The organism is Vibrio sp. F13, assembly GCF_020806305.2.
GTDB lineage: Bacteria > Pseudomonadota > Gammaproteobacteria > Enterobacterales > Vibrionaceae > Vibrio > Vibrio crassostreae_C.
This window is the reverse complement of the sequence record NZ_CP170175.1, coordinates 2,074,307-2,088,447: the sequence shown is the minus strand read 5'-3', so window position 1 is coordinate 2,088,447 and position 14,141 is coordinate 2,074,307. Positions and strand designations below refer to the sequence as shown.

At 45.0% G+C, this 14,141-nt stretch carries 24 protein-coding genes; all 24 read right to left on the bottom strand.

What is annotated here, in order from left to right:
• Nucleotides 1-7 precede the first annotated feature (7 nt).
• The 24 genes from rpsH to LMH68_RS09485 all read right to left on the bottom strand — a co-directional run bounded on the left by rpsH (nucleotide 8) and on the right by LMH68_RS09485 (nucleotide 14,038).
• Entirely contained in the window at nucleotides 8-400 is a 393-nt protein-coding gene (gene rpsH / locus LMH68_RS09600) for a 30S ribosomal protein S8 (protein WP_017061309.1), read from the bottom strand.
• 29 nt (nucleotides 401-429) lie between these two features.
• On the bottom strand, nucleotides 430-735 hold the full coding sequence (gene rpsN / locus LMH68_RS09595; protein WP_004738789.1) for a 30S ribosomal protein S14: 306 nt from the start codon (nucleotides 733-735) through the stop codon (nucleotides 430-432).
• Between the two features lie 16 nt (nucleotides 736-751).
• Nucleotides 752-1,291: a 50S ribosomal protein L5 gene (rplE, locus tag LMH68_RS09590; RefSeq protein WP_004738790.1), complete on the bottom strand. Its 540-nt coding sequence runs from the start codon at nucleotides 1,289-1,291 to the stop codon at nucleotides 752-754.
• Nucleotides 1,292-1,315: 24 nt separating this feature from the next.
• Nucleotides 1,316-1,633, bottom strand: a complete 318-nt coding sequence (gene rplX / locus LMH68_RS09585; RefSeq protein ID WP_004738792.1) for a 50S ribosomal protein L24 — start codon at nucleotides 1,631-1,633, stop codon at nucleotides 1,316-1,318.
• A gap of 11 nt (nucleotides 1,634-1,644) precedes the next feature.
• A complete protein-coding gene (gene rplN / locus LMH68_RS09580; protein WP_004736740.1) occupies nucleotides 1,645-2,016 on the bottom strand; it encodes a 50S ribosomal protein L14 in 372 nt (123 codons plus the stop codon).
• Between the two features lie 162 nt (nucleotides 2,017-2,178).
• Nucleotides 2,179-2,433 carry a 30S ribosomal protein S17 gene (gene rpsQ / locus LMH68_RS09575; protein WP_004736739.1) on the bottom strand — a complete coding sequence of 85 codons (255 nt, stop codon included), beginning with the start codon at nucleotides 2,431-2,433 and terminating at the stop codon, nucleotides 2,179-2,181.
• Nucleotides 2,433-2,624, bottom strand: a complete 192-nt coding sequence (gene rpmC / locus LMH68_RS09570) for a 50S ribosomal protein L29 (protein WP_004736737.1) — start codon at nucleotides 2,622-2,624, stop codon at nucleotides 2,433-2,435. Before rpmC ends, rpsQ begins: the two co-directional genes overlap by 1 nt.
• Nucleotides 2,624-3,034, bottom strand: coding sequence for a 50S ribosomal protein L16 (gene rplP / locus LMH68_RS09565; protein ID WP_004736736.1), 411 nt, complete (start codon nucleotides 3,032-3,034; stop codon nucleotides 2,624-2,626). The genes rpmC and rplP overlap by 1 nt, the downstream gene beginning before the upstream one ends.
• Nucleotides 3,035-3,045: 11 nt before the next feature.
• Nucleotides 3,046-3,744: a 30S ribosomal protein S3 gene (gene rpsC / locus LMH68_RS09560; protein ID WP_004736734.1), complete on the bottom strand. Its 699-nt coding sequence runs from the start codon at nucleotides 3,742-3,744 to the stop codon at nucleotides 3,046-3,048.
• An 18-nt stretch (nucleotides 3,745-3,762) separates the two neighbouring features.
• A complete protein-coding gene (gene rplV / locus LMH68_RS09555) occupies nucleotides 3,763-4,095 on the bottom strand; it encodes a 50S ribosomal protein L22 (RefSeq protein ID WP_004736732.1) in 333 nt (110 codons plus the stop codon).
• A gap of 10 nt (nucleotides 4,096-4,105) precedes the next feature.
• Complete coding sequence (gene rpsS, locus LMH68_RS09550; protein ID WP_004736729.1) at nucleotides 4,106-4,384, bottom strand: 30S ribosomal protein S19; 279 nt, start codon at nucleotides 4,382-4,384, stop codon at nucleotides 4,106-4,108.
• Nucleotides 4,385-4,403: 19 nt separating this feature from the next.
• Nucleotides 4,404-5,228 (bottom strand): 50S ribosomal protein L2, encoded by an 825-nt coding sequence (gene rplB / locus LMH68_RS09545; RefSeq protein ID WP_010435149.1) that lies wholly within the window; start codon nucleotides 5,226-5,228, stop codon nucleotides 4,404-4,406.
• Nucleotides 5,229-5,242: 14 nt separating this feature from the next.
• Nucleotides 5,243-5,545, bottom strand: coding sequence for a 50S ribosomal protein L23 (gene rplW, locus LMH68_RS09540; RefSeq protein ID WP_004736765.1), 303 nt, complete (start codon nucleotides 5,543-5,545; stop codon nucleotides 5,243-5,245).
• Nucleotides 5,542-6,144 (bottom strand): 50S ribosomal protein L4, encoded by a 603-nt coding sequence (gene rplD, locus LMH68_RS09535; RefSeq protein ID WP_004738803.1) that lies wholly within the window; start codon nucleotides 6,142-6,144, stop codon nucleotides 5,542-5,544. Before rplD ends, rplW begins: the two co-directional genes overlap by 4 nt.
• 16 nt (nucleotides 6,145-6,160) lie before the next feature.
• Complete coding sequence (gene rplC, locus LMH68_RS09530) at nucleotides 6,161-6,790, bottom strand: 50S ribosomal protein L3 (RefSeq protein WP_004736763.1); 630 nt, start codon at nucleotides 6,788-6,790, stop codon at nucleotides 6,161-6,163.
• Between the two features lie 14 nt (nucleotides 6,791-6,804).
• The gene (gene rpsJ, locus LMH68_RS09525) at nucleotides 6,805-7,116 is read right to left on the bottom strand and encodes a 30S ribosomal protein S10 (RefSeq protein WP_004736761.1); all 312 of its coding nucleotides are present in this window, start codon (nucleotides 7,114-7,116) and stop codon (nucleotides 6,805-6,807) included.
• Nucleotides 7,117-7,562: 446 nt separating this feature from the next.
• A complete protein-coding gene (gene tuf / locus LMH68_RS09520) occupies nucleotides 7,563-8,747 on the bottom strand; it encodes an elongation factor Tu (RefSeq protein WP_010435158.1) in 1,185 nt (394 codons plus the stop codon).
• 147 nt (nucleotides 8,748-8,894) lie between these two features.
• The gene (gene fusA / locus LMH68_RS09515) at nucleotides 8,895-10,991 is read right to left on the bottom strand and encodes an elongation factor G (RefSeq protein ID WP_017061101.1); all 2,097 of its coding nucleotides are present in this window, start codon (nucleotides 10,989-10,991) and stop codon (nucleotides 8,895-8,897) included.
• A gap of 166 nt (nucleotides 10,992-11,157) precedes the next feature.
• Nucleotides 11,158-11,628 (bottom strand): 30S ribosomal protein S7, encoded by a 471-nt coding sequence (gene rpsG, locus LMH68_RS09510; RefSeq protein ID WP_010435163.1) that lies wholly within the window; start codon nucleotides 11,626-11,628, stop codon nucleotides 11,158-11,160.
• 107 nt (nucleotides 11,629-11,735) lie between these two features.
• Nucleotides 11,736-12,110 carry a 30S ribosomal protein S12 gene (gene rpsL, locus LMH68_RS09505; RefSeq protein ID WP_004737194.1) on the bottom strand — a complete coding sequence of 125 codons (375 nt, stop codon included), beginning with the start codon at nucleotides 12,108-12,110 and terminating at the stop codon, nucleotides 11,736-11,738.
• Nucleotides 12,111-12,292: 182 nt separating this feature from the next.
• Nucleotides 12,293-12,568, bottom strand: coding sequence for a sulfurtransferase complex subunit TusB (tusB, locus tag LMH68_RS09500; protein ID WP_017063711.1), 276 nt, complete (start codon nucleotides 12,566-12,568; stop codon nucleotides 12,293-12,295).
• A gap of 8 nt (nucleotides 12,569-12,576) precedes the next feature.
• Nucleotides 12,577-12,933: a sulfurtransferase complex subunit TusC gene (gene tusC / locus LMH68_RS09495; protein WP_229647429.1), complete on the bottom strand. Its 357-nt coding sequence runs from the start codon at nucleotides 12,931-12,933 to the stop codon at nucleotides 12,577-12,579.
• The gene (gene tusD / locus LMH68_RS09490) at nucleotides 12,930-13,319 is read right to left on the bottom strand and encodes a sulfurtransferase complex subunit TusD (RefSeq protein ID WP_017063709.1); all 390 of its coding nucleotides are present in this window, start codon (nucleotides 13,317-13,319) and stop codon (nucleotides 12,930-12,932) included. Before tusD ends, tusC begins: the two co-directional genes overlap by 4 nt.
• Nucleotides 13,313-14,038, bottom strand: a complete 726-nt coding sequence (locus LMH68_RS09485) for a transcriptional regulator (RefSeq protein WP_004729851.1) — start codon at nucleotides 14,036-14,038, stop codon at nucleotides 13,313-13,315. The genes tusD and LMH68_RS09485 overlap by 7 nt, the downstream gene beginning before the upstream one ends.
• Nucleotides 14,039-14,141: the final 103 nt, after the last annotated feature.

Genomic DNA, 14,141 nt, shown 5'->3' with positions numbered 1-14,141 from the left:
CTACTCCTTAAGCTACGTAACAGATGATTTCACCGCCAAGACCTGCTTTACGAGCAGCACGGTCAGACATCAGACCCTTGGAAGTAGAAACAACTGCAATACCAAGACCACCCATCACTGTAGGTAAAGAGTCTTTATTTTTATAAACTCTTAGACCAGGACGTGATACACGCTTGATTTGCTCGATTACAGGTTTAGCTTGGAAGTACTTAAGAGTAACTTCTAGCTCAGGTTTTGCTTCGCTGTTAACAGCGAAGTCTACGATGTAACCTTCAGCTTTAAGTAATGCAGCAATTGCAACTTTAAGCTTTGAAGAAGGCATTTTTACAGCAACTTTGTTTGCTGCCTGACCGTTACGAACTCGGGTCAGCATATCCGAAATCGGATCTTGCATGCTCATAAGATTTACTCCAAATGATTAAGTGGCAATTACCAGCTAGCCTTACGAAGACCCGGAATCTCGCCTTTCATGCAAGCTTCACGAACCTTAATGCGGCTTAGACCGAATTTACGTAGGTAACCGTGTGGACGACCAGTTTGGTTGCAACGGTTGCGCTGACGTGATGCACTTGAATCACGTGGAAGAGATTGCAGTTTAAGAACCGCATTCCAACGATCTTCTTCAGATGCGTTTACATCGCTAATGATAACTTTTAGCGCAGAACGCTTTTCAGCGAACTTAGCTACTAGTTTTGCACGTTTAGCTTCACGTGCTTTCATTGATTGTTTAGCCATAACAGTAACCCTACCCTTACTTACGGAATGGGAAGTTAAAGGCAGCCAGCAGAGCTCGGCCTTCCTCATCGGAACCCGCAGAAGTCGTGATAGTGATATCAAGACCGCGGACACGATCGACTTTATCGTAGTCGATTTCCGGAAAGATGATTTGCTCGCGAACGCCCATGCTGTAGTTACCGCGACCGTCAAAAGACTTAGCGCTAACACCACGGAAATCACGTACACGTGGAAGTGCGATAGAGATTAAACGCTCTAAAAATTCCCACATGCGCTCACCACGCAAGGTTACTTTACAACCAATTGGGTAGCCTTCACGAATTTTGAAACCAGCTACAGATTTACGCGCTTTAGTGATAAGTGGCTTTTGACCAGAGATCGTTGCCATATCAGCTGCTGCGTTTTCTAGCAGTTTCTTATCGTTGATTGCTTCACCAACGCCCATATTTAGGGTGATTTTCTCAATCCTAGGGACTTGCATGACGCTTGTGTAGCTGAACTCTTTGGTAAGCTCAGCGACTACAGACGACTTGTAGTAATCATGCAGTTTCGCCATAGTAGAACTCCAAATTACTTCTAATTAGTTAGAAACAGTTTCGCCGTTAGATTTGAAGAAACGAACTTTCTTGCCATCTTCGATACGGAAACCGATACGGTCTGCTTTACCAGTAGCCGCGTTAAAAACAGCAACGTTAGAAGCATCAATAGCTGCTTCTTGTTCAACGATGCCACCTTGTTGACCTAGAGCCGGAACCGGCTTTTGGTGTTTCTTAACAAGGTTGATGCCTTCAACGATAACTTTACCAGTTGTCAGAACCTTAGTTACTTTACCTTTCTTGCCTTTATCTTTACCAGCAAGAATGATTACTTCGTCATTACGACGGATTTTAGCTGCCATATTGCCGCTCCTTACAGAACTTCAGGTGCTAGTGATACAATCTTCATGAATTTCGCGTTACGAAGTTCACGAGTCACAGGACCAAAGATACGTGTGCCGACTGGTTGCTCAGTAGTGTCATTTAACAATACACAAGCATTACTGTCGAAGCGAATGACAGAACCGTCTGGGCGACGAACGCCTTTACGGGTGCGCACTACTACCGCCTTCAGAACATCACCTTTCTTTACTTTACCGCGAGGAATCGCTTCCTTCACTGTAACCTTGATGACGTCACCGATATGTGCATAACGGCGGTGAGAGCCACCCAGAACCTTAATACACATTACCTTGCGCGCGCCAGAGTTATCTGCTGCGTCAAGTGTACTTTGCATCTGGATCATTGTTAGTGCTCCGCTAAATATTAAAACTAGACCCTCTCGGGTCGGGCTGCCTCTTTAAAAGGGACGCGAATTGTACCACCCTTTTTTTAAATTGGGTAGACAAAAAACAAGCGGCTCCAAAAAATAATTTGGAGCCGCTTATAAGTTATAGAATTACAAAGATTAAATCTTCGCTTTTTCTAGAACTTTAACCAATGTCCAAGACTTAGTCTTAGACAGAGGACGACACTCAGCGATTTCAACTTTGTCGCCTAGGCCACAAGTGTTGTCTTCGTCGTGTGCGTGTACTTTAGTCGTGCGTTTGATGAACTTGCCGTAAATCGGGTGTTTTACAGTACGTTCAATAGCAACAACGATAGACTTGTCCATCTTGTCACTTACTACACGGCCTTGCTGGATGCGGTTAGTTTCGCTCATTATGCGCCTGCCTTTTCAGTCAAAACAGTTTTCACACGTGCGATGTCACGGCGTACAGCTTTTAGAGTATGAGTTTGCTGAAGTTGACCAGTTGCAGCTTGCATGCGCAAGTTGAACTGTTCACGTAGCAAATTCAATAGCTCAGCGTTAAGCTCTTCAACGTTCTTTTCGCGTAGATCTTGTGCTTTCATCACATCACCTGCTTAGTTACAAAAGTAGTTTTAACAGGCAGTTTACGTGCCGCTAGGCGGAACGCTTCACGTGCCAACTCTTCAGGTACGCCATTCATCTCGTACATAACTTTGCCTGGTTGGATTTGAGCAACCCAGTACGCAACTGAACCTTTACCTTTACCTTGACGAACTTCAAGAGGCTTTTCAGTAATCGGTTTGTCTGGGAAAACACGGATCCAGATTTGACCTTGACGCTTAATGTGACGTGTCATAGCACGACGTGCCGCTTCGATTTGACGTGCAGTCAGACGACCACGGCCAACAGCTTTAAGACCGAATTCGCCGAAGCTTACTTCAGTACCTTTAGCTAGACCACGGTTACGACCAGTCATAACCTTGCGGAACTTAGTACGTTTTGGTTGTAGCATCGTTCGACTCCTTACTTACGGCCTTTACGCTGCTTCTTAGGCTTATCGCCTTTTGGCTCTACTGCGTTAGCAGCTGGCATACCGCCTAGAATCTCACCTTTGAAGATCCAAACTTTAATGCCGATCACACCGTATTGAGTGTGAGCCGAAGAAGTTGCGTAATCAATGTCTGCACGTAGAGTGTGTAGAGGCACACGGCCTTCACGGTACCACTCTGAACGTGCGATTTCAGCACCGCCAAGACGGCCGCCTACTTGTACTTTGATGCCTTTAGCGCCTAGACGCATAGCATTTTGTACCGCACGCTTCATTGCACGACGGAACATAACACGACGCTCTAGTTGAGACGCGATGCTATCAGCTACAAGCTGACCATCTAGCTCAGGCTTACGTACTTCAGCGATGTTAATTTGCGCTGGTACACCTGCGATTTTAGCTACAGCTGCGCGTAGCTTCTCTACGTCTTCACCTTTCTTACCGATAACAACGCCAGGGCGAGCAGTGTGAATAGTCACACGGATGCTCTTAGCTGGACGCTCGATAACGATACGAGATAATGATGCTTTTTGTAGTTCCTTTGTAAGGAACTGACGTACCTTGAAGTCGCCGTCTAGGTTGTCAGCGAATTCGTTGGTATTAGCAAACCATGTAGCATTCCAAGGCTTAACGATGCCAAGACGAATACCATTAGGATGTACTTTCTGACCCATTGCTTACTCTCCTAGTCTTTAGCGATCTGCTACAACAATAGTGATGTGGCTTGAACGCTTCAAGATACGATCCGCACGACCTTTAGCACGAGGCATAATACGCTTCATGATAGGGCCCTCATCTACGAAGATTTTAGCGACATTTAGATCGTCGATATCTGCACCTTCGTTATGTTCCGCGTTAGCGATAGCTGACTCAAGAACCTTCTTAACTAATACAGCAGCTTTTTTGTTGCTGAAAGTTAGAATTTCTAGAGCTTGGTCTACCGACTTACCGCGAATTTGGTCTGCAACTAAGCGAGCTTTCTGTGGAGAAATACGAGCAAAGTTATGTTTAGCTAAAGCTTCCATCATCTACTCCTTATTTCTTCTTAGCTTTCTTATCTGCAGCATGACCGCGATAAGTACGAGTTGGTGCAAATTCGCCCAGTTTGTGACCGATCATTTCTTCGGTAACGAAAACTGGAACGTGCTGACGACCATTATGGACAGCGATGGTCAAACCAATCATTGTTGGGATGATCATTGAGCGACGGGACCAAGTCTTAATAGGCTTTTTGTCTCCGCTTTCCACCGCTTTCTCTACCTTCTTCAGCAAGTGTAGGTCAATAAAAGGACCTTTCTTGAGAGAACGTGGCATGGCGATTCCTCTTTATAAATTATTTAGTGCGACGACGTACGATGTACTTGTCAGTGCGCTTGTTCTTACGAGTCTTGAAGCCCTTAGTAGGAACGCCCCAAGGAGAAACTGGGTGACGACCACCAGATGTGCGGCCTTCACCACCACCATGTGGGTGATCCACCGGGTTCATTACTACACCACGTACGGTTGGACGTACGCCGCGCCAGCGTGAAGCACCAGCTTTACCAAGTTCACGTAGCATATGCTCAGAGTTACCAACTTCACCGATCGTTGCACGACCTTCAGAAAGAACTTTGCGCATCTCACCAGAACGTAGACGGATAGTTACGTATGCACCATCGCGAGCGATGATTTGAGCATAAGCACCAGCCGAACGAGCTAGTTGAGCACCTTTACCAGGCTTAAGTTCAACACAGTGTACAGTAGAACCTACTGGGATGTTGCGCATCGGCAGAGTGTTACCTGCTTTGATTGCAGCATCTACGCCAGATTGAATCTGGTCGCCTGCGTTAACACCTTTAGGTGCAATGATGTAACGACGCTCACCGTCTGCGTACAGAACTAGAGCGATGTTAGCACTACGGTTTGGATCGTATTCTAGACGCTCAACTTTCGCTGGGATGCCATCTTTAGTACGTTTGAAGTCAATTACACGGTAATGGTGCTTATGACCACCACCGATGTGACGTACTGTAATACGACCGTTGTTGTTACGACCACCGTTCTTAGAGTTTTTCTCTAGAAGTGGTGCGTATGGCTTACCCTTGTGTAGGTCAGCGTTAACAACTTTAACGACGTGACGACGACCAGGGGAAGTCGGCTTACATTTAACAATAGCCATTTTTACTACTCCTGTTATTCCGCGCCGCCAACGAAGTCAAGATCTTGACCTTCTTTCAAAGTAACGTAGGCTTTCTTAACGTCTGAACGACGGCCTTCACGCATACCTTGACGTTTGGTCTTACCCTTTAATACAAGAGTATTTACAGACTTAACTTCAACTTCAAATAGCTTTTCTACAGCTGCTTTGATCTCTTTCTTAGTTGCATCTTTAGCTACTTTGAAAACGATAGTGTTCGCTTTCTCAGCTGCCATAGTTGCTTTTTCAGAGATGTGCGGAGCACGTAGAACTTTTAAGATACGCTCTTCAGTGATCATGCTAGCATCTCCTCAACTTGCTTAACTGCGTCAGCAGTCATTAGAACCTTGTCGAAAGCGATTAGTGATACTGGATCAACACCAGCAACATCACGTGCATCTACTTTGTATAGGTTACGAGCAGCTAAGAATAGATTTTCATCTACTTCGCCAGTCACAATCAGAACGTCGCTTAGCTCAAGCTCTTTAAGCTTAGCTACAAGTTCTTTTGTTTTTGGTGCTTCTACAGAGAAGTTATCAACAACGATTAAACGCTCTTGACGAACTAGCTCAGAAAGAATGCTCTTCATAGCACCGCGGTACATTTTTTTGTTTACTTTTTGGCTGTGATCTTGTGGTTTCGCAGCAAAAGTAACACCACCTGTACGCCAGATTGGGCTACGAATTGTACCAGCACGTGCGCGGCCAGTACCTTTTTGACGCCATGGCTTAGCGCCACCGCCAGATACTTCAGAACGAGTCTTTTGAGCACGAGTACCTTGACGAGCACCTGCTGCATATGCAACAACTACTTGGTGTACAAGAGCTTCGTTGAAGTCACGTCCGAAAGTAGTCTCGGAAACAGTTAGTGCATCAGCACCTTTAACCATCAATTCCATTACTTACTCCTAGACGTTATGCTTTAACAGCAGGTTTTACGATCACGTTTCCGCCTGTTGAGCCCGGTACTGCACCTTTAATAAGGAGTAGATTGCGCTCAGCGTCAACACGTACGATCTCTAGGTTTTGAGTCGTTACACGCTCAGCACCCATGTGACCTGCCATTTTCTTGCCTTTAAACACGCGGCCTGGAGTTTGACATTGGCCAATTGAACCCGGTGCGCGGTGAGACAAAGAGTTACCGTGAGTCATATCTTGAGTAGAGAAGTTCCAACGCTTGATAGCGCCTTGGAAGCCTTTACCTTTAGATGTACCAGTAACGTCTACTTTTTTAATTTCGTTGAAAAGTTCTACGTTTAGCTCAGCGCCAACTTCAAACTCTTCGCCGTTTTCTAAACGGAATTCCCAAAGACCGCGACCTGCTTCTACACCCGCTTTCGCGAAGTGACCAGCTTCAGGTTTAGTTACACGGTTAGCTTTCTTAGCACCAGTAGTTACTTGGATTGCTGCGTAGCCGTCTGTCTCAAGAGTTTTAACTTGAGAAATACGGTTCGCTTCAACCTCAACAACAGTTACTGGGATAGAAACGCCTTCTTCAGTAAATACGCGGGTCATACCCACTTTACGTCCGACTAGACCAATCATTATTCTTATCTCCCTTAACCTAGGCTGATTTGAACATCAACGCCAGCTGCAAGATCAAGACGCATTAGAGCATCAACAGTTTTATCTGTTGGCTCAACGATGTCGATCAAACGCTTGTGAGTACGGATTTCGTACTGATCACGTGCATCTTTGTTGACGTGTGGAGAGGTAAGAACAGTGAAACGCTCTTTACGAGTAGGAAGTGGAATAGGACCACGAACCTGTGCGCCAGTACGTTTTGCTGTTTCAACGATTTCCGCAGTTGAAGCATCGATTAGCTTGTAATCAAACGCTTTAAGGCGGATACGAATACGTTGGTTCTGCATGAGACAGAGCTCCAATTATTAAAAATTACACAAACAATATCGCCACTCAAACCCGATAAAACGAGAGAATGCCGATTGATTTATGTGAAACCGTAGCACCCAAAATTAGGACGCATTGTCAGTTAACTTTTGAAGTAAACAAGAAGTTTACTATTTTTATTAACCGCGAACATAAGCTGAGTATACATTACTAGGTAAGACCTACTCCTCAGTGCTCATTGGTTCACAACCAGCGTTAGCCAGTGCGATGCATTATACAGATCACACTTTAGTATGCAAGTAGTGTTGGAAAAATAATCGCAATTTATTGGAAGTTGGTTTTGTATCGAGAGGGAAGAAGATAGATGGAAGGTAATATTTCTTTTGAGAAAACAAAAGGGAAGCCGAAGCTCCCCTTTTCAGATGCGTGCTCTTCTAATGAAGAGAGTGCAAAAATCTAAATGCTATTAAGCGAAGATTTTAGCTACAACACCAGCACCAACTGTACGGCCACCTTCGCGGATTGCGAAACGTAGACCTTCGTCCATTGCGATTGGAGCGATTAGCTCAACAGTCATTTGAACGTTGTCACCTGGCATTACCATTTCTACGCCTTCTGGTAGAGTGATGTCGCCTGTTACGTCAGTTGTACGGAAGTAGAACTGTGGACGGTAACCTTTGAAGAAAGGAGTGTGACGGCCGCCTTCGTCTTTAGAAAGTACGTATACTTCAGACTCAAACTTAGTGTGTGGGTTGATAGAACCTTTCGCAGAAAGTACTTGACCACGTTCAACGTCATCACGCTTAGTACCACGTAGAAGTGCACCAACGTTCTCACCTGCACGACCTTCGTCAAGCAGTTTACGGAACATTTCAACACCAGTACAAGTAGTAAGAGTAGTCTCTTTGATACCAACGATTTCTACTTCGTCACCTACACGTAGGATACCGCGCTCGATACGACCAGTTACAACAGTACCACGACCTTGAATTGAGAATACATCTTCAATTGGTAGTAGGAACGGTTGGTCAACTGCACGCTCTGGCTCAGGAATGTAAGAATCTAGTGCTTCTGCAAGCTCAACGATCTTGTCTTCCCACTGCTTCTCGCCGTTTAGTGCGCCAAGTGCAGAACCTTGGATAACTGGTAGGTCATCACCTGGGAAGTCGTATTCAGAAAGAAGTTCACGAACTTCCATCTCAACTAGCTCAAGTAGCTCTTCGTCATCTACCATGTCACATTTGTTCATGAATACGATGATGTAAGGGATACCAACTTGACGACCAAGTAGGATGTGCTCACGAGTTTGAGGCATAGGGCCGTCAGTCGCAGCAACAACTAGGATACCGCCGTCCATTTGTGCAGCACCAGTGATCATGTTTTTAACATAATCCGCGTGTCCTGGACAGTCTACGTGTGCGTAGTGACGTGCTGGAGTGTCGTACTCAACGTGAGAAGTTGCGATTGTGATACCGCGCTCACGCTCTTCTGGAGCGTTATCGATAGATGCGAAATCTTTAGCAACACCGCCGTATACTTTTGCAAGAGTAGTACAGATAGCAGCAGTTAGAGTTGTTTTACCGTGGTCAACGTGGCCGATAGTACCAACGTTTACGTGCGGTTTCGTACGTTCAAATTTTTCTTTAGACACAATCGTGTTCCTTCCTAGTTATGATTCGCCACGTTCATTATTGAGCGAGACGCGCCAGAAATTGCTATTTTATGCGCCAACTCTCGTTAGCGCAATATTTGGACGCATTGTTCTTTCAAAAAATGAAAAAAAATGCCTTCCTTTTGTTTAACCACGCTCTGCAATGATTGCTTTTGCAACATTGTTAGGCACTTCAGCGTACTCACTAAACTCCATAGAGTAAGAAGCACGACCTTGTGTCGCAGAACGTAAATCAGTTGCGTAACCGAACATGACAGACAACGGAACTTGTGCACGAATTATCTTCAGGCCAGCTGTCCCCTCGTCCATACCTTCGATGATGCCGCGACGACGGTTAATATCGCCAACAACGTCACCCATCCAGTCTTCTGGAGTAGTTACTTCAACTTTCATCATAGGCTCAAGCAGAACCGGTTGCGCTTCAAGTGCACCCGTTCTGAAAGCCATAGAGGCAGCGATTGTAAACGCCATCTCACTTGAATCTGTTTCATGGTAAGAACCATCATATAGTGTAGCTTTGATATCCAAAACTGGATAGCCAGCAAGCACACCATTGTTCATCTGCTCTTCAACGCCTTTAGCAACTGAAGCGATAAACTCTTTCGGTACGATACCATTGGCAATTTCATCCACAAAGACAAAGCCTTCGCCAGCTTCTGATGGTTCTAGTTTCAGCCATACGTGACCGTACTGACCTTTACCACCATGTTCACGGATAAATTTACCTTCCGCTTTCGCTGTACCACGAATAGTCTCACGGTAAGCCACTTGCGGGTTACCAACGTTGCAGTTCACGCTAAATTCGCGCTTCATACGGTCAACGATGATATCTAAGTGTAGTTCACCCATACCAGAAATCAGAGTCTGGCCAGTTTCCGCATCCATATCAACGCGGAACGATGGGTCTTCCGCTGCTAGTTTACCTAGAGCGATAGTCATTTTATCTTGATCAGCTTGAGAGCTTGGCTCTACAACGATCTGAATAACTGGGTCTGGGAACTCCATGCGCTCAAGAACAATCTTATGGTTCTGGTCACAAAGGGTTTCACCAGTAGTCACATCTTTCAGGCCAATGATGGCTGCGATGTCACCTGCTCGTACTTCTTTTACTTCTTCTCGCTTGTTTGAGTGCATTTGAACAATGCGACCTAAGCGTTCACGTTGTTTCTTCACAGAGTTATAAGCTGTTTTACCGCTTTCAACAACACCAGAGTAAACACGGATGAAAGTTAAAGTACCAACGAATGGGTCTGTTGCAATCTTAAATGCTAGCGCTGAGAACGGTTCTTTGTCGTCTGCGTGACGCTCTGCTTCGTTCTCATCTTCATCGATACCTTTAATTGCAGGTACATCGACTGGAGAAGGAAGGAAATCAACAACTGCATCTAGAACAGCTTGTACACCTTTGTTTTTGAATGCACTACCACAAGTAGCAAGTACGATTTCATTATTAAGGGTACGAGTACGAAGACCTTGTTTGATTTCAGCTTCTGTTAGTTCACCTTCTTCAAGGTACTTATCCATCAGCTCTTCATTTGCTTCTGCAGCAGCTTCAACAAGTTCTGTACGATATTCTTCAGCCATTTCTTGCATGTCTGCAGGAATATCTTCGTACGTGAAAGTCATGCCTTGGTCAGCTTCATTCCAGTTAATTGCCTTCATCTTGATAAGATCGACAACGCCTTGGAAGTTTTCTTCAGCACCAATGTTCAGTTGAATTGGAACAGGAGTTGCGCCTAAGCGGTCCTTGATCTGTTCAACTACGCGCAAGAAGTCAGCGCCGGTACGGTCCATTTTATTAACGAAAACCATACGTGGAACTTGGTACTTATCAGCTTGACGCCATACTGTCTCTGACTGAGGTTCAACACCAGATGAGCCACAGAACACAACAACTGCACCATCAAGCACACGCAGAGAACGTTCTACTTCGATTGTGAAGTCAACGTGTCCAGGAGTGTCGATGATGTTAATACGGTGGTCCGAGAACTGAGCTTCCATACCACGCCAAAACGTAGTGGTTGCTGCTGAAGTGATCGTAATACCGCGCTCTTGCTCTTGCTCCATCCAGTCCATGGTTGCTGCACCATCGTGAACTTCGCCGATTTTGTGAGAAAGACCGGTATAGAACAGAATACGTTCACTTGTGGTTGTTTTACCTGCATCTACGTGAGCAACGATACCGATATTACGGTATTGCTCTATAGGAGTTTTACGAGCCACGGTTGAATCCTCTTATTAGAGACTTAGGGACTATTGCTATGTCTAGATTAGGCGTTAAAAGCGATGCTTCGCTAAAAATTGCTTGCCCTAGAAATAGCAATAGTTCCTAGCATAAGCATAGGAACTAAAGAAGTGCTGCAAGGAACCTTGCAGCACTAAAAAGGTATTACCAACGGTAATGTGCGAACGCTTTGTTTGCGTCAGCCATGCGGTGAACGTCTTCACGTTTCTTAACCGCAGTACCTTTGTTCTCAGACGCGTCTAGCATTTCAGCAGCTAGGCGTTGAGCCATAGATTTTTCACCACGCTTACGCGCAGCTTCAACTACCCAACGCATAGCAAGAGCGTTACGGCGAACCGGACGAACTTCTACAGGTACTTGGTAAGTTGAACCACCTACACGGCGAGATTTAACTTCTACCGCTGGGCGAACATTTTCAAGAGCTTCTTCAAATACAGCTAAGTGGTCTTTACCAGACTTCTCAGCCATTGAATCTAGTGCAGTGTAAACGATTTTTTCTGCAGTAGATTTCTTTCCGTCAACCATAAGGATGTTAACGAATTTTGCCAGCAATTCAGATTTGAACTTAGGATCTGGAAGGATCTTACGCTGACCTATTACGCGACGACGTGGCATGGATATTCTCCGTTGTCTTCTTCAGGTTTTTTCCAAAACTTTTCAGAATAATAAATAAAATAGTGTTTGGCCTTACTTAACGATTTCTTTTTAAAAAAGAGAATCAATTAAGACTTAGGACGTTTCACACCGTACTTAGAACGACCTTGTTTACGGTCGTTAACGCCAGCACAGTCAAGTGCGCCGCGAACAGTGTGGTAACGAACACCCGGAAGGTCTTTTACACGACCGCCACGGATTAGTACAACACTGTGCTCTTGTAGGTTGTGGCCTTCACCGCCGATGTACGAAGTTACTTCGAAACCGTTAGTTAGACGTACACGACATACTTTACGTAGTGCCGAGTTAGGTTTTTTAGGTGTAGTAGTGTAAACACGAGTACATACACCACGTTTTTGTGGGCACGCTTCTAGTGCAGGCACGTTGCTTTTAACAACTTGCTTTACACGAGGTTTGCGAACCAACTGGTTAATAGTTGCCATTAACTAGCTCCTGAAATTTACTTGAAAGTAAGCTTTGTGAAAAATCTATCCCTAATCACAAGTCGTAATTAGGGACGCAAAATTCTATTCAGCAGTGGGAGGTGTGTCAAGAAATATACAGATCTTTTTTAGCCGTCTAGAGCTCAGGATGGTCTACTTTTAACCAAACTGATAAAACACAGCTACCAAGTGACTGATTTGTCGTTCAAAACCGTCAGTTTAACGAAGCCATCGAAGTCAACTTGATCAATGGTACTTGAGACAAGTAGTTGTAAACCTCGGCTATCGAGATCTGGTTTTAACACCGACACCTGCTCTACTGCGCAGATTTGAGTGAATAACTCATGATTGGGAAGGCAAACATACACCGCATCTTCCACCAAAAGATACTGATCTTGTGGCTGAGAATAGGTCAATGCGAGTTTAAGTTTGTCGACTGATTTTACAATATGAAGCATAGCGTCCCCTAGAAAGTCAGTATCTGTTGGCACTGAGCTAACTTCTGCGTTAACTCGTCGGCTTCAACGGTGGTCACATCGATCAGCAGGTTGTCTGCTGAAAGACCAAACTGACTCAGACTACGCTGACACACATACACCTGTTCGATGTCGTACAGGTCCATAAGTTTGAATGCAGAGATGTAGTCACGCGATAGTGTTTCGTCGGGCTGCTGCGCTTTGAGAAGCTGTGTCACGCCATCGCCAACAAAGAACACGGCAATGCCTTCACTATATGCGGACGCAGCAAGCAGGGCGTCTAACCCTTCTCTACCCGCAGCGGTCGTATGAGGGAAACTGTTAAATATAAAGGCTAACTTTCTCAAAACTGCACAACCCTATCTTGCGTTAGTAGCGCTTCCGATAAGCTTCCTAATCCGGCTTGAGTAAATCCAGTGGCTAGGTTAGAGGCACTTAGTTGATGTTGCTCTGCTTCTTCAGAGCTAATCACTCCGCGTCTTAGCGCAGCTGCCACACAGGTTTCAAGGCTAACATCGTGTTCATCAGCCAGCTTTTGCCAAGCAGAAGCTAAATCAAATTCATCGTTAGCCGGTACGGTAAGGTCTGAGCCGTTACTCACGCCATCTTGATAGAAGAACACACTGTGAAGTTTGTGGCCCTGTTTAATCAGAGCCACGGCAAACTGGTAGGCACTTCTTGCTGACTGTGAGCCATAGACTGGCCCATTCACTAGGAGTGTATAGCTTAGCAACCCTCTTCATCCTCTGTTTTACGTTGGCGGATGTATAGGTACACGGTGTGCTTAGAGATGTTCAGTCGCTCAGCAACGCGGTTGATCGCGTCTTTAATATCGAAAATACCTTTGTCGTACAGCTCCATCACGATCTGACGGTTCTTAGTATTGTTCGATACCGATTTGTCAGCGTTAATTTCTTCAATGGTGCGTTCAACCGTTTGGTCGACAAGTTCTTCAACGTCACTAGCGAAGTTAACCGATGATGCGGCTTCGTCTGCGTCTTGTGTAGGCATGAACGATTGCAGCACTTGTGAGAATGGCGCGTCTAGATTCACGTTAATACACAGTAGGCCAATCACTCGGTCTTCACCGTTGCGGATAGCAACCGTGATCGACTTCATCAACACTCCGCCTTTAGCGCGAGTGAAGTATGAACGTGAGAAGTTACGCTTAGAACCTTCAATATCTTTTAGCATCTTCAATGCAAGATCGGTAATCGGCGAGCCAACCTGACGACCTGTATTTTCGCCGTTGGCAATTTTAATCGCAGAAGTATTGAGGTCTTCTAAAGAGTGCAAAACGATTTCACAAAACGGACCAATAAGGCTCGCAATACCGTCAACAACGGCCTCATAAGATCTTAGAATGATTTTATCGTGTTCACTGAATGGCATAACGTGGACTGATTCCATTTCAAGTAACACATCTGCATTGACTGTTTCTGTAGTAGTCACTTATTCCTTACCTTCGTGTGAAAAATCAACAAATTTATGTAAGTTTATCAGAAAATTTTAATTGCACACCTAGCTAACATTGCAACTAGTGATTTAGAACAAG